Source organism: Myxococcus sp. AS-1-15 (assembly GCF_020037055.1).
GTDB classification, from domain to species: domain Bacteria; phylum Myxococcota; class Myxococcia; order Myxococcales; family Myxococcaceae; genus Myxococcus; species Myxococcus fulvus.
On the sequence record NZ_JAIQDF010000004.1, the window covers coordinates 158,038 to 172,239 of the forward strand.

Annotated in this window: 14 protein-coding genes; 6 read left to right on the forward strand and 8 right to left on the reverse strand. The window is 70.5% G+C overall.

Going from position 1 to position 14,202, the window contains the following annotated elements:
* Positions 1-6 precede the first annotated feature (6 nt).
* The 6 genes from K8625_RS13790 to K8625_RS13815 all read right to left on the reverse strand — a co-directional run bounded on the left by K8625_RS13790 (position 7) and on the right by K8625_RS13815 (position 6,563).
* Positions 7-1,368, reverse strand: a complete 1,362-nt coding sequence (locus tag K8625_RS13790) for an AMIN domain-containing protein (RefSeq protein WP_223746810.1) — start codon at positions 1,366-1,368, stop codon at positions 7-9.
* Between the two features lie 90 nt (positions 1,369-1,458).
* Complete coding sequence (locus tag K8625_RS13795) at positions 1,459-2,733, reverse strand: alpha/beta hydrolase (RefSeq protein WP_141329830.1); 1,275 nt, start codon at positions 2,731-2,733, stop codon at positions 1,459-1,461.
* A gap of 174 nt (positions 2,734-2,907) precedes the next feature.
* Entirely contained in the window at positions 2,908-4,191 is a 1,284-nt protein-coding gene (locus K8625_RS13800) for a folylpolyglutamate synthase/dihydrofolate synthase family protein (RefSeq protein ID WP_223746809.1), read from the reverse strand.
* A 25-nt stretch (positions 4,192-4,216) separates the two neighbouring features.
* A complete protein-coding gene (accD, locus tag K8625_RS13805) occupies positions 4,217-5,068 on the reverse strand; it encodes an acetyl-CoA carboxylase, carboxyltransferase subunit beta (protein ID WP_223782975.1) in 852 nt (283 codons plus the stop codon).
* An 81-nt stretch (positions 5,069-5,149) separates the two neighbouring features.
* Positions 5,150-5,905 carry an MBL fold metallo-hydrolase gene (locus tag K8625_RS13810; RefSeq protein ID WP_141329826.1) on the reverse strand — a complete coding sequence of 252 codons (756 nt, stop codon included), beginning with the start codon at positions 5,903-5,905 and terminating at the stop codon, positions 5,150-5,152.
* Position 5,906: 1 nt separating this feature from the next.
* On the reverse strand, positions 5,907-6,563 hold the full coding sequence (locus tag K8625_RS13815; protein WP_141329846.1) for a Crp/Fnr family transcriptional regulator: 657 nt from the start codon (positions 6,561-6,563) through the stop codon (positions 5,907-5,909).
* 152 nt (positions 6,564-6,715) lie between these two features.
* On the opposite strand from K8625_RS13815, the gene purM reads away from it, so the two are divergent.
* The 3 genes from purM to K8625_RS13830 are packed head-to-tail and all read left to right on the forward strand — an operon-like array spanning position 6,716 to position 9,035.
* Positions 6,716-7,753, forward strand: a complete 1,038-nt coding sequence (gene purM / locus K8625_RS13820) for a phosphoribosylformylglycinamidine cyclo-ligase (protein WP_223782976.1) — start codon at positions 6,716-6,718, stop codon at positions 7,751-7,753.
* Positions 7,750-8,415, forward strand: a complete 666-nt coding sequence (purN, locus tag K8625_RS13825; protein ID WP_223782977.1) for a phosphoribosylglycinamide formyltransferase — start codon at positions 7,750-7,752, stop codon at positions 8,413-8,415. Before purM ends, purN begins: the two co-directional genes overlap by 4 nt.
* A complete protein-coding gene (locus tag K8625_RS13830; RefSeq protein ID WP_223782978.1) occupies positions 8,412-9,035 on the forward strand; it encodes a DUF523 domain-containing protein in 624 nt (207 codons plus the stop codon). The genes purN and K8625_RS13830 overlap by 4 nt, the downstream gene beginning before the upstream one ends.
* Before the next feature lie 230 nt (positions 9,036-9,265).
* On the opposite strand, the gene K8625_RS13835 is transcribed toward K8625_RS13830, so the two are convergent.
* Positions 9,266-9,739, reverse strand: coding sequence for a MarR family winged helix-turn-helix transcriptional regulator (locus tag K8625_RS13835; RefSeq protein WP_223746804.1), 474 nt, complete (start codon positions 9,737-9,739; stop codon positions 9,266-9,268).
* 50 nt (positions 9,740-9,789) lie between these two features.
* Between K8625_RS13835 and K8625_RS13840 the strand changes: the two genes are divergently transcribed.
* On the forward strand, positions 9,790-10,644 hold the full coding sequence (locus tag K8625_RS13840; RefSeq protein ID WP_223782979.1) for an alpha/beta fold hydrolase: 855 nt from the start codon (positions 9,790-9,792) through the stop codon (positions 10,642-10,644).
* A 4-nt stretch (positions 10,645-10,648) separates the two neighbouring features.
* Here K8625_RS13840 and K8625_RS13845 read toward each other — a convergent pair whose 3' ends face one another.
* Positions 10,649-11,728 carry an enoyl-CoA hydratase/isomerase family protein gene (locus K8625_RS13845; protein ID WP_223782980.1) on the reverse strand — a complete coding sequence of 360 codons (1,080 nt, stop codon included), beginning with the start codon at positions 11,726-11,728 and terminating at the stop codon, positions 10,649-10,651.
* A gap of 85 nt (positions 11,729-11,813) precedes the next feature.
* On the opposite strand from K8625_RS13845, the gene K8625_RS13850 reads away from it, so the two are divergent.
* Both K8625_RS13850 and K8625_RS13855 read left to right on the forward strand, forming a co-directional pair.
* Positions 11,814-12,500 (forward strand): HAD family phosphatase, encoded by a 687-nt coding sequence (locus tag K8625_RS13850; RefSeq protein ID WP_223782981.1) that lies wholly within the window; start codon positions 11,814-11,816, stop codon positions 12,498-12,500.
* A gap of 76 nt (positions 12,501-12,576) precedes the next feature.
* Complete coding sequence (locus tag K8625_RS13855; RefSeq protein WP_223746800.1) at positions 12,577-14,100, forward strand: NAD(P)-binding protein; 1,524 nt, start codon at positions 12,577-12,579, stop codon at positions 14,098-14,100.
* The last annotated feature ends 102 nt before the right edge of the window (positions 14,101-14,202 follow it).

Genomic DNA, 14,202 nt, shown 5'->3' on the forward strand with positions numbered 1-14,202 from the left:
CCCTTATCACCGAGCGGTGCGCTGAAAATCCAACGAAATGACGTTCCCGTCCTGCTGAGCCTGCACCGGGGCCTGCTGCCGCAGCTGCACGGTGACGCGCACGTTGCGGCCTTCCGCGTCCGCGTCCACCCGGGTGACGGGCGAGTTGAAGTAGGACGTGTCCAGCGGCCGGGTGTTGTTGCTCAGGTCGATGCGGCTGTTCTCCAGCTCCAGCACCACCGCGTTGCCCGTCTCGCTCACGCTGTAGCGCACCGGCTCGTTGGTCCGGATGAAGACGCGCGACACCCCACCCTGCTGCTGGAAGCCCACCAGCGTCATCGTCTTGCGACGCGAGGACACCTCGGCCGAACCGCCGCTCGACACCTCGCGGCGCTCCCGGGGCTGGGCCATGGCGACGCGCTCCTGCTGGCGGCGCTCACGCTCGGCGCGGGCCTCCTCCTCGCGCTGACGGCGGGCCTCGGCGGCCTCCTCCTTGGCGGCCTGGGCGGCGGCGCGCTTCTCCTCGGCGGCCGTCTTCGCTGCGGCGCGAGCGTCCTCTTGTTGACGCTTCTTCTCGTCGGCGGCGGCCTGGGCGGTGGCGCGGCGCTCATCGGCGGCGGCCTCGGCGGCGGCACGGGCCTCCTCCTCCTGGCGCTTCCTGTCGTCGGCGGCGGCCTTCGCGGAGGCCTGGGCCTCGGCCTCCTGGCGCTTCCTGTCGTCGGCGGCGGCCTGGGCGGCGCGCTGCTCCTCCTCGCGCTGGGCCGCGGCGCGGGCCTCGGCCTCCTGCTGGCGCTGGCGCTCGGCGTCGGCGTCCTGCTGGGCGCGGGCCGTGGCCTCGGCGGCGGCCTTCTCCTGGGCCTGGCGCTCGGCCTCGGCGCGAGCGGAGGCCTCGGCGGCGGCCTTCTCCTGGGCCTGGCGCTCGGCCTCGGCGCGAGCGGCGGCCTCGGCGGCGGAGCCATCCGTGGCGGGCTGGGTGGGCGCGGCCTGGGCCACGGCCTGACCCGCGCCTCCGACGACCTTGATGACGAGCTGGCTGTCGGTGGCCTGGATGTCGGTCTCCACCTCGCGCTCGAAGCCGATGAGCACGCGGGCGATGGCGGAGTCATCCGAGCCGTAGCTGGCGGTGCGGATGCCCGTCACCGTGCCATTGCCCACCTGCGTCTCCTCGGGGACGCCGTTGAAGACGGCCTCCGCGATGTCGATGACGAGCCGGGGCGGGTCGGTCATCGTGAAGGTGGTGAAGTTCGCCTTCTTCGAGCCGGAGATGGTCACCGTCCCGCCATTCACCTGCACGCTGGTGATGGTGTTCAGGTTCGCCGCCGGAGCCTGCGCGAGCGCCATGCAAGGCACGAGCACCACACCGAGCAGCCACACCGCTGAGGCCTTCATCGACCACTCCCCTTCACGTTGACAGTGGGCTCGGATGCTAACACGCGCCCATCACCCTCCAACTTTCCAGCCACACCGCCGCGCGAAGGGCTAGCGCAGGCGAGGCAGGGACGGCGCGCGGTTGCGGTGCGTGCGCGCGTACTCGATGAGGTTCTTGATGTCGTAGCAGATCTGCCGGATGTCGTGCCCCATCGTCAGCTCGATGTGGCTGTTGCCCTTGACCGGCCGCCAGAGCAGGTACTCGCTCTTGGCCGCGCGATACACGCTCCGGGTGGACTCCACCGAGGCGAGCGGATCCATGTCCCCGAAGATGATGGCCATGGGGATGTGGATCTTCTCGAAGCCGCGCTTGAAGTCGTAGCCGGTGCGGTAGCAGACCATCTCCCCGCGGCGGATCCAGCGGGCGAACTGCTCGATGACCTTGCGAGGCTCGCGCTCGCCACCCTCGCGCAGGAGCCACCGGATGTCGTCGGCGCCCACGCGCTCCGGGTTGATGAGCCGGTTGAGCCGCGTGGTGAGCTGTTGATACAGCGGCGAGTCCTCCGCCTTGCCAATCTGCCGCTCGACGAACTTGAGGATGAGGTCCACGGGCACCGCGTCGAAGCGCAGCTTGCGGCGCTCCTCCGGCACCAGCTTGCGGCCCAGCTTCGCGTTGAACGCGCCCACGCCGCGCGACAGGAGCTTCTTGCCCAGGCCGTTGACGTCCCCGCCCAGGTTCACCCCCGCGAGCGTCATGTCGATCATCCCCGCGAGCATGGGCGCGCCGTGCGCGAGCATGCGCAGCGCCATGAAGCCCCGCCCCAGGTCCGCGGGCGAGCCGATGGTGATGAGGCCCTCGAAGTCGTCGTGGATGCCCGTGTAGCCGTAGCCCAGCATCCCGCCCATGGAGTGGCCGCAGTAGAAGATGCGCTCGCGGCGGGTGATGCGCTTGACGCCCGACACGGCGGCCGGCAGGTCGTAGAGGAAATAGCTGTCCAGGTCCCAGCCGTAGTCCAGGTCCGGCGGCAGCGGGCGCTTGAAGCGCTCGGCGCGCTCCTTCTGGAAGGCGATGGAGCTCTTGCCGTGGCCGCGCAGCTCCAGGATGTGGATGTCCACGCCGAAGAAGAGCAGGTTCTTGACGAACTGGCCGCTCGTCCACGTGTGACGGTTCTGCGAGAAGCCATGCACCAGCAGCAGCGGCTCGCCGAACAGCGGCTGGGCGAACGGTTGCTTCACCGGACGGTAGCGCGTGATGACCAGCGACCAGCCGTCCGCCGTCTCCACCACGTACTTCGTCTTCGTGTAAAGCGCCCGGAAGTCGACTTCGTCGATGGACGGGATGGCGGGTCCCGTGGTGGTCGCGGCTCTCCAGTCCGGCAGGCGCATGCCTTGAATCTACGGCGGCTGATGCAACGCGCCAAGGATTCCCCCTCGGCCCGTGTGTCTTGCCCGTCCTGGACGCAAGGCCCATCCTGGAAGGTCACCCGCTGCAGGCGGGCCTCGGCGCGCCCTGCCCCGCTGCCCCAGGTCCCTGTCGGGAAGGTGGCGCGAGCCGACCCCTCAGGGAGTCCCCAGTCGCGCCCGCACCATGCCCACCAGGAACAGCGAGCCGGTGCACAGCACCAGTCCCTCCGGGCCCGCGCGCCGCCGGGCCTCCGCGAGCGCCGCGTCCACGTCCGGCCAGGCGGTGACGTCCGGCACCAGGGCGCGCGCCTCGTCGAGATAGGCCGTGGGTGGAAGCGAGCGGGACGTCTCCAGGGGCGTCAGCTGCACGGAGGCACACGCGGGGAAGAGGGCCCGCATCATCGGCCCCCGGTCCTTGTCCGCCACCACGCCGAAGACACAGTGGACCGGGCGCCCCGTGTACAGCGCGCGCAGGGACGCGAGCAGCACCTCCACCCCCGCCGGGTTGTGAGCGCCATCCAGGAGCACGACCGGTCGCTCGCCCACCTCCTCCAGCCGTCCAGGCCAGCGCGCCGAGCCGAGCCCCGCCTTCGCCTCCTCGCTCGAGACCGCCACGCCACGCGAGGACAGGCTCTCCAGGCAGGCCAGCGCCACCGCCGCGTTCTGGACCTGATGGGGGCCTCGAAGCGACACACGCAGCCGCTCCAGCCGCCACGCCACGCCCTGGTACGTGAGGCTCCCGTCAGGCTGCCGCCGCGCCTCGAAGTCCCGCCCCTCCACGACGAGGGGCACGCCGAGCACCCGCGCGCGGGCCTCGATGGCCTCCAGCGCCTCGGGGGCCTGCCGGGCGACGACGCAGGGCACGCCGGGCTTGAGGATTCCGGCCTTCTCGCCGGCGATCGCGGCCAGGGTGTTGCCCAGGTACTCCATGTGGTCGAACGAGACGGGGGTGATGGCCGTCACGGTGGAGGGCGCGGCGGTGGTCGCGTCCAGCCGGCCGCCCAGCCCCGTCTCCAACACGACGACGTCCACGCCCACGCGCGCGAAGTGCCACAGCGCCACGACGGTGCCGAACTCGAAGTACGTCATCGGCTCGGCGACGGCGGACGGGTAGCGCTCCAGCACGTCGAGGATGGCGCGGCCGAAGTCCTCGTCGGAGATGTCCTCGCCGCCCACGCGGATGCGCTCGTTGACGCGCACCAGGTGCGGGGACGTGTAGAGGCCCACGCGGTGGCCCGCGGCCTGGAGCGCGGTGGCGGCGAAGGCGCAGGTGCTGCCCTTGCCGTTGGTGCCGGCGACGTGCAGCACCGGATAGCGGCGCTCGGGGTGCCCCAGGGCCTCGAGCGCCTCGCTCACCCGCTCCAGCCCCAGCTTGATGCCGGAGGGGTTGAGCCGCGAGAGGAAGGCGAGTGCTTCCTCCGGTGTCCTGGGCGCGCTCATGAGGGATGCCGATGAGCGCGCGGGCTCAGCCCAGCAGGCCGAGGATCTGCCCCAGCCGGACGCGCAGGTCCTTGCGGTTGACGATGTTGTCGATCATCCCGTGCTCCAGCAGGAACTCCGAGCGCTGGAAGCCCTCGGGCAGCTTCTGGCGGATGGTCTGCTCGATGACGCGCGGACCGGCGAAGCCGATGAGCGCCTTGGGCTCGGCGAGGATGACGTCCCCCAACCAGGAGAACGAGGCCGCCACGCCGCCCGTCGTCGGGTGCAGCAGCACGGAGATGTAGGGCTTGTTGCCGGTGCGGAAGCGGGCGATGGCCGCGGAGGTCTTCGCCATCTGCATCAGCGAGAAGATGCCCTCCTGCATGCGCGCGCCGCCGGACGCCGAGAAGATGAGCGCGGAGCACTTCAGGTCATGCGCGCGCTCGAAGGTCCTCGCCACCTTCTCGCCCACCACCGAGCCCATGGAGCCGCCCATGAACTCGAAGACGAACGCGCCCACGGACACCGGGTGCCCGCCGATGCGGCCCACGCCGGAGATGAACGCGTCGTTCTCCTCCAGGCTCTTGCGCGTGGTCTTCAGCCGGTCCTTGTACTTCTTCGAGTCACTGAACCCGAGCGGGTCCTGCGGCTCCAGCTCCTTGTCGAACTCCTCGAAGCTGTCCGGATCCAACAGCGTCGCCAGCCGCGCGCGCGCGTTCCAGGGGTGGTGGTGGTCGCAGTGCGGACACACCATCCAGTTCTTCTCCAGCTCCTGCCGGTAGATGATTTCGTCGCAGCTCTCGCACTTGGCCCACAGGCCCTCCATGCGAGACGGTCCGGGCTCGGGCTGCTGCTGGGTGTCGACGGCGATGCGCGGCTTCTTCGAAAACCAGGCCATGAGAACGGCGGGGGTTAATCCGCCCGTCCCCGCCCGTCAACCGTTCCGTGTGGCGCGATGCGTCGCCGCCCGGGGGACGGGCTAGAACTCGAACACGTCGTTGAGCTCCAGCACCTCCACCGGCATGCTCGCCAGCTCCTTCTTGAGCTGGGCCACGAAGGCCGGCTTGAGGTGGTAGAGCATCACCGAGGCCCCGTTGCGCTCGAACTTGCGCAGCTCCAGCCCCAGGGTGTGGGGCGTCAGGTGGCCGGAGATGTCGGCCAGCGACTGGAGGGCGTTGGGGAAGGAGGTCTCCAGGAGGAGGGCCTTGAGGTTCTTCGTCTCGTTCAGGGCCTTCCAGAGCTTGTCGGTGGGCCCGGTGTCCCCGCTCATGGCGAGCGTGCTCTTGCCGTTGGAGATGATGAAGCCGCAGGACTCCACGGGGTGGCTCACCGGGACGCTGCGCACGGTGTAGGGCCCCACCTGGAAGGTGCCGCCGGCGCGGAAGGTCTGGATGCGCAGGACGGGGTTGGCCTTGGTCGGGATGCGGGTGAAGTCCGGCCAGAGGGCGTTGTTGAACATGTTCTCGCGCAGGGCCTTGGCGCACTCGCGAGAGGCGTGGATGGTGACGGGCTTGTCCCGGCGACCGATGACCAGGTCCGCCATCAGCGGCAGGTCCTTCACGTGGTCGAAGTGGCTGTGGCCCACGAGCACGTGGTCCACCCGGCACAGCTCGTCCAACGAGAGCGTCCCCGTCAGGGCGCCCGCATCGAGCGCCAGCACGTCATCGACGAGGAAGCACGTGCTCTTGCACGTGGGGAGCTCGCCACCGTGGCAGCCGAGGACGCGGAGCTTCACGCTAGAGGTCTCCGAACTTCCACTTCATCTCCAGGTATTGGAGGAAGTCGTGGAGTCTGGCCGTGTCATACACGGTGACTCGGTCACCACTGCGTGAGATGAGGCCCGCGCGGACCAGCCGGTCCAGCACGTTGCGCACCGCGGGCTCGCCCACGCCAATCTGCCGGGGCATCTCGCGGACGACGAAGTCGATGTCCGTCCCCGTCCCCTCATCCGAGGGGCGGCCGCGCGACTGGGCGGTCTGGATGAGCTGGTGCACCACCCGGCTGGCCGGATCATTGTGCAGCAGGTTCTCGATCTGGGCGTCCGCCTCCGACAGGCGCTCGGCCAGCTTCTTGATCATCCGGACGGCGATCTCCGCGTTGCCGCGGATCATCGCCTCGAACGTCTTGGGGTCGATGACCAGCAGCCGGGCGTCCTCGTTGACCACCGCGGACGCGTTGCGGGGCTTGTTGGAGATGATGGCCATCTCCCCGAAGAACTCGCCAGGCCCCAGGACGGCCAGGACCTTCTCCACGTCGCGCACGCGCTTGGAGATGGAGACCTTGCCCGCCTGGATGACGAACATCTCCCGGCCCGCCTCTCCCTCACGGAAGAGTTCGGTGCCTTTTGGGAATTCCTTGCCGAAACGTTGAAAGAGGGTTTCCTCGGCGCCCATCCTGCGAGGAGTCAATCAGCCCCTCCCCCCCTGGTCAAATTACCTTTTGTACGGACCGGTGGGACACACCGTGCGTCCGGGCTCGCCGCAAACCCGACACCGGGGTTTCGGAGTCCGAGACAACCGGCGCGGGGGTGGATAGAAGGCCGCCCGTGGGAACGACCTACAAAGACTCCGGAGTGGACATCGAGGCCGGCGACGCGTTTGTCGACCGAATCAAGCCCTACGCCGCGCGCACGATGCGTCCGGAGGTCGTCGCGGGAGTCGGCGGCTTCGGGGGGTTGTTCGCGCTGCCGCCCGGCAAGTACCGCGAGCCGGTGCTGGTGGCGGGCACGGACGGGGTGGGCACCAAGCTGAAGGTGGCCTTCACCGCGGGCCGGCACGGCACGGTGGGCATCGACCTGGTGGCGATGTCGGTGAACGACATCCTCACGTGCGGCGCGGAGCCGCTGTTCTTCCTGGACTACTTCGCCACGGGCCGCCTGGAGGTGGACGCGGCGGCGGAGGTGGTGAAGGGAATCGCCCAGGGCTGCGAGCAGGCCGGGTGCACACTGCTCGGCGGCGAGACGGCGGAGATGCCGGGCTTCTACGCGCGGGGCGAGTACGACCTGGCGGGCTTCTGCGTCGGCGTGGTGGAGCGCTCGGCCATCATCGACGGCAAGAGCGTGAAGCCCGGGGACGCGCTCATCGGGTTGACGTCGTCGGGGCTGCACAGCAACGGCTACTCGCTGGCGCGCAAGGTGCTGCTGGAGAACGCGAAGCTCGCGCTGGACGCGACGCCCGAGGGGCTGGGCCGCTCGTTGGGTGACGCGCTGCTGGAGCCCACGCGCATCTACGTGAAGGACGCGCTGGCGCTGACGCAGGCGGTGAAGGTGAAGGGCATGGCGCACATCACCGGCAGCGGCATCCCGGGCAACCTGCCCCGGTGCCTGCCGGACGGGACGCGCGCGGTGCTGAGCGAGAAGTCCTGGGTGAAGCCGCCCATCTTCGACCTCATCGCGAAGCTGGGGAGCGTGGCGCGCGACGAGATGTTCAGCACGTTCAACATGGGCCTGGGCCTCATCGTGGTGGTGGCGAAGGAGGACGTGGCGCAGGCGCTCGAGGTGCTGCGCGCGCGCGGCGTGGAGGCGTCCGAGGTGGGCCGGGTGGAGGCGGGCTCGGGCGAGGCCACGGCGGTCATCGAGCCATGAGCACAGCGCGGGTCCGGCTGGGCGTGCTCGTCAGCGGCGGCGGGAGCAACCTGCAGGCGTTGCTCGACGCGTGCGCGCGCGAGGACTTCCCGGCCGAGGTGGCCTGCGTGGTGTCGAACGTGCCCACGGCCCATGCGCTGGAGCGGGCGCGGGCCGCGGGCGTCCCGGCGGTGGTGGTGGACCACAAGGCGCATGCGAGCAAGGCCGCGTTCGAGGCGGCGATTCTCGAGGCGCTGGGCGCGGCGGGCGTGCAGTGGGTGTGCCTGGCGGGGTTCATGCGGCTGCTCAGCGCGGACTTCCTGGGCCGGTTCGCCGGGAGGGTGCTGAACATCCACCCTTCCCTGCTGCCGTCGTTCCCCGGGCTGCATGCGCAGCGGCAGGCGCTGGAGCGGGGCGTGAAGGTGGCCGGGTGCACGGTGCACTTCGTGGACGCGGGCACGGACACGGGGCCCATCATCGGACAGGCCGCGGTGCCGGTGCTGCCGGACGATGACGAGAAGAGCCTGAGCGCGCGCATCCTCGTCGAGGAGCATCGGCTGTATCCGTTCGCCGTGCGGCTCGCGGTGACGGGACAGGTGACGCTGGATGGGGTGAGGACGCGGGTGGCCGCGGCGCCGACCATGGGCGAGCTGGCCCTGCGCAGCCCTGGGGCGACGAAGTGAAGCGTGAGGACGCGCGGGCCGGTACGCGCCTCGCTGCCTCGGTGGATGGTGACGCCGACGGTCCGCGCCAGGAACAGACGGACGGGGGCGGCGTGGCCCACTCCGCGAGCGCGGGCTGTCACGAACGTGCACGCGAGGTTCCGTCCCAGGAAGCGCGCCGCGCGGCCCTTCGCGAGGCCCCCGTGGTGATGGTGAGCGCGTGCCTCCTGGGCGAAGCGTGCCGCTATGACGGCCGCTCGCAGCGCTCGGAGCGAGTGCTCGCGGCCCTCGAGGGCAAGGCGGTCGTGCCCATCTGTCCCGAGGTCGCCTCGGGGCTCCCCATCCCTCGTCCTCCCGTCGACCTGCGAGGCGGCACGGGCGTCGACGTCTGGGCGGGACAGGCTCGCGCGGTGGAACGCGAGGCGAGAACGGACCGCACCGAGGACTTCCAGCGGGGAGCCCAGCTCGCGCTCGAGGCCGCGCGACGCTTCGACGTGACGGTCGCGCTGCTCAAGGAGAAGAGCCCCTCCTGCGGGAGCCAGCGCGTCTACGAGTCCGGAGTGCTGCGCTCGGGAGAAGGCATCACCACGGCCCTGCTTCGCGCCGAGGACATCACCGTCGTCAGCGACGAAGAGCTGTAGCCAGCAACCTCCGGAGGGCACCCACCGGCTTCACTGGCGAGGCTCGCGCCACCGAAGCCCGGCTGCGAGCCCTCACATCGCCTGACGAGGCGCGGCTGTCGGCTCCGTGCGCGCATCCCGACGCCGAGACTGGCCCAGCGGGTCCGCGCCACCGACGTCGGCAACGAGGCCCTCTCGTTCGCCGCCGCCAGGCATCACGGCCCCCATTCACGAGGAGCATGCCACGCGCCTCAATCCTGCGCCTTGAGCACCTCGAGCAGCCGGGTCAACAGCCCGTGCAGCTCCCGCGTCTCCTCCGCGCCCAGGCGCTTCGCCACGCGTCGGTCGATCTCCACCAGCTTCGTCGTCCCGTGCCGCATGGCCGCGATGCCCTTCTCCGTCAGGAGGACCCGCCTCGCGCGGGCGTCATCGGGGTCCGGTTCAATCCGCACCGCGCCGAACTCCGCGAGCTCCGCGATGACGGGCTGCACCGCCTGCTTCGTCACCCCCAGGCTGCGCGCGAGCTCGGTGATTCGCACGCCGTCCGGATTCTCCAGGTACGGGAGGATGCGCGCGTGCACCTCGCGCATCATGGGATAGCCGGCCTCGCTGTTGACCGCCTGCATCCCCAACTCGTTGAACAACTGCCCACATCGGATGAGCACGTAACCCAGGCTGCTGGCCTGAAGCTTCTTCACGTCCTCGAGCGCGTCCTTCCTCTTCATCCAGTCAAGTGTACTTGACTTTATTGGTCAAGAACCATTGACTATCTGCCATGCAAGTTCCCGCATGGGTCGACCGAGAGGCGTTTCCCTTCAGCGTGCGTGAGGTGGCGGGGCTGTCCGTGGTGGACGCGGGCCAGGGGCCGCCCATCGTCTTCGTGCATGGAACGCCCACCTGGTCCTTCGAGTGGCGCGCGCTCATCCGCGCCTGCTCCGCCACGAACCGCTGCATCGCGGTGGACCACCTGGGCTTCGGCCTGTCGCCCCGGCCTCCGGACGCGGACTACTCGCCCGAGGCCCACGCGCGCCGCTTCGCCGCGCTCATCGAGGCGCTGAACCTGCCCCGCTTCACCCTGGTGGCCCACGACTTCGGCGGCCCCATCTCGCTCGACTTCGCGCTCTCCCATCCGGAGCGCATCGAGCGCGTGGTGCTCATCAACACCATCGCCTGGCCCTTCATCGACGAGCCCTCGCTCGCCCGGGGCGCGCGAATGGCAGGGGGCGGGCTCTTCCGCTGGATGTACCGGAACCTGAACCTGTCCTTCATCATCGCCAAGTCGGCCTGGGGCAAGGGCCCGCGTCCCGCGAAGGTGTGGAACCAGTACACCTCCGCGTTCCCGGACGCCGACTCACGCGAGCGCGTGCTCTGGGCCCTCGCCAAGAGCCTCAGCGCCTCCACGCCCTTCTTCCAGTCCCTCTGGGAGCGGCGTGAGCGGTTCGCGAAGACGCCCATCCACTTCATCTGGGGCCTGCGCGACGCCGCCTTCCCGCCCGTGGTCCTGGAGCGGTTCCGGAAGGCCTGGCCTCACGCCACCGTGGACACGCTCCCCGACGCGGGCCACTGGCCCCACGAGGAGTCGCCGGAGGCCTGCATCGACTTCCTGAAGCAGGCCCTGGAGCGGGCTTGAGCGCTCAGCTTCGCGACAGCACCAGCTCATCCCCCTCCGAGGACGCGAAGCACGCCTCCACGTCCGCCTCGGAGACGTCGCTCAGCGTTCCCGGGTGCCAGCGCGGCTTGTGGTCCTTGTCCACCAGCACCGCGCGGATGCCCTCGCGGAAGTCGGCCCGCGCCGTCATGGACTGGCTCAGCCGGTACTCCACCGACAGCATCTCGTCGTAGTCGCGCGTGCGGCCCATGCGCAGCTGTCGCAGCGTCACCTTCAGGCTCGTGGGGCACATGCGCACGAGCGTGGCCCACGTCTCCTGCGCCCACGCCGTCCCTTCCGCCTCCAGCGCCTGCTGGATGTCCTCCACCCGCTCCGCCGCGAAGCACCGGTCCATCGCCACGTGCTGCGTGGCCAGCACCGACGTCCCCGCGTCCGCGTGGAAGTCCTTCAGCACCCGCTCCACCACCGCGCTCGCCAGGCCCTCGGCCCACGCCGCGCCCACCAGCGCCTCCAGCACCGTCTCCAGCCGCGCCGACTCCACGAAGTGCGTCCCGTACCCGAGCCACATCGCGTCCGCCGCGCCGCACCGCGCGCCCGTCAGGCCCAGGTACGTCCCCGACTCGCCCGGGAAGCGCGGCAGGAACCAGCCTCCGCCCACGTCCGGGAACAGGCCAATCCCCGTCTCCGGCATCGCCAGCACCAGCTTCTCGGTGACGACGCGGTACGCCCCATGGATGGACAGGCCCAGCCCGCCACCCATGCAGATGCCGTCCACGAGCGAGATGTACGGCTTGCCGAAGTGGTGGATGAGGTGGTTCAGCGTGTACTCGGCGCGGAAGAACTCCCGCGACAATCGCTCCGCGCCGGCCGGTCGGGGCTCCGCCTGGGAAGCCGCCACGGCGCGCACGTCCCCACCCGCGCAGAAGGCCCGCCCGCCCGCTCCCCGGACGACCACGGCCTTCACCGCGGGGTCCGCACGCCAGGCCTCCAGCTGGGGCAGCAGCCGCCGGCACATCTCCAGATTCAACGCATTGAGCGCCTTGGGCCGGTCCAACGTCACCACCCCCACCGCGCCTCGCATCTCTGTCCGCACGCCGTCGCTCATGTGAGGCCCGAATATCAGTCCTCCCGAGCAGGCGCGCACGATTCGGCCGCTCACCGCTCCAAAGCCGCGCTATGGGTGGGAAACCATGACACCTTCCGACGCGCCCCTCCGAGCCGCCGTCTTCGACATGGACGGCACCCTCGTCGACAACATGGTGTTCCACAACCAGGCGTGGGTGGCGCTCGCGCGCAAGCTCGGCCTGTCGCTCACCGCCGAGGACTTCCAGACGCGCTTCGCGGGCCGGAAGAACGAAGAAATCCTCCCCGAGCTCCTCGGCCGCGCCCTGGACGCGGAGGAGCTCCAGCGCCTGGCCGACGAGAAGGAGGGCCACTACCGCACCCTCTACCGGCCCCACCTGCGGCTGCACCGCGGCGCGGAGGCGCTCCTGTCCCGACTGCGCGCGGCGGGCATCCCCATGGCCATCGCCACCGCCGCGCCGGAAGGCAACCGCGCGCTGGTCATCGACGGCCTGGGCCTGCGCCCCGTCTTCCAGCGCATCGTCGGCGCCGAGGAGGTCTCCCGGGGCAAGCCCTTCCCGGACATCTTCCTGGCCGCCGCGCGCGGGCTGGGCGTGGACCCTTCCGAGTGCCTCGCCTTCGAGGACGCCATCCTCGGCGTCATGTCCGCCCGGGACGCGGGCATGCCGGTGGTGGGCATCACCACCACGACGACGGCCGTCCAGCTGCGCCAGGCCGGCGCCCTCTGGACGCTCCCGGACTTCACCACCTTCCCGCCCGAGCTGGAGGCCCGCCTCTTCGGCGCGGGCGCCTGAGGGCTGCGAGCACCCACCCTCTTGCCTCGTCAAAAGGGAGCCAGCCGGGAGGACGTTGTGTAGTGTTGCGCGCCGCATGACGTCCGCAGCCAAACTCAAGCTTCCCTCGGGCCCGTCGCGGCACGTGTACGACGTCATCGTGCTGGGCAGCCAGCTCGGTGGCGCGCTCGCCGCGGCGCTGCTGGCCAAGCGCAGCCACCGCGTCCTCTGGGTCGAGCACGACGGCATGGGCCCGGGCTACGAGCACGGCGGCTACGTGCTCCCCTACGCGCCCTTCGTCGCGCCCCCGCTCAAGGCCATGCCCGCGGTGGAAGAGGCCCTCACCGAGCTGGGCCTCACCACCACCGTGCAGCGCGCGCTGCGCCCCCACACGCCCGAGCTCCAACTGGTCCTGCCCAGGAACCGCATGGACCTGCACGCCGACGCCGCCCGCCGCAAGGCCGAGGTGACGCGCGAGCTGGGCGAAGAGGGCGAGGCGCTCCTGGGCGCCCTGGCCGGAACCACCGCCCAGCACGAGGCGAGCGATGCCTTCTTCAAGGCCCAGCCCGCCCTGCCCCCGGACGGGTTCTTCGAGGGCTGGGGGCTCAAGAAGCTCATCAAGGCCCACCCCGGCCTGGAGAGCGCGCCCCGGCTGACCTCGGACACCCCCGCGGCCGCGTTGCTCCGCGGGCTGCGCCCCTTCATCAACCACCTGGACAAGCCCGAGTCGTCCCTGGCGCTCACCCGGCCCCTGTCCCAGGTGCTGTCGGCCCCCTCCTCCTTCCAGGGCGGCCACGACGGCCTGCGAGAGCTGCTCACGCGGCGCCTGGCGGAGCTGGGCGGAGACGTGCTCGGCCGCGACAGCCCCTCGGGCTTCATCGTCGATGAGCTGTCCTTCGACGGCAGCAAGTTCGCGGGCGTGAAGCTGGTGCGCTCGGACACGCTCTACCGCGCCTCCTGCCTCGTCGCCGCCACCGACTCCGGCGCGCTGCGCAGGCTGGTGACGGACAAGAAGCACCACCGCGGCCTGCTCGAGCACCTGGACCAGTCCACCACGAAGTCCCTGCTCTTCACCGTCAACTGGGTGGTGCCCGAGTCCGCGCTCCCCCGGGGCATGGGGGAGCTGACGCTCGTGGACACGCAGGACGCGGAGCTGGGCCCCATGCTGCTGCAGCTCCACCCGGCGCGCACCACCGCCTCGGGCGGCAAGGAGGGCAAGGACGTGGAGGGCGTGCGCGTGGTCTGCGCCGGCGTCTTCGTCCCGGCGTCCGCGCGGGAGCTGGGCGACGAGCACCTGCAGGGGCTGGCCGTGCGCATCGACGCGCAGCTCGACGCGCTGATGCCCTTCACCGCGCCCCACCGCCTGCTTCGCTCGGTCCCCTACCTGGACGCCAGCGGCTCCCGAGGGACGCGGCTGATGCCCCATCCCCTCTACAGCTTCGAGTCTGAAGCCTTCCTGGGCGTCACCGGTTTGCCCCAGCGCACCCCGGTGAAGAACCTGCTGCTCGCGGGCCGCGAGGTGCTCCCGGGCCTGGGCCTGGAGGGCGAGCTGCTCGCGGGCGTCCGCGCCGCCAGGCTCGTCCAGGACATGTTGAAGAAGAAGGATCCGCTCAAGGGCTGATCCAAAACGGCTGAAAGGCTGGATTTCCAAGCGGCTTTCTGGCAGGTTCCGCCGCTCTTTAATCGGCAGGCGTCCAACGCCCCAGTTTTCAAGGAGTTAGAG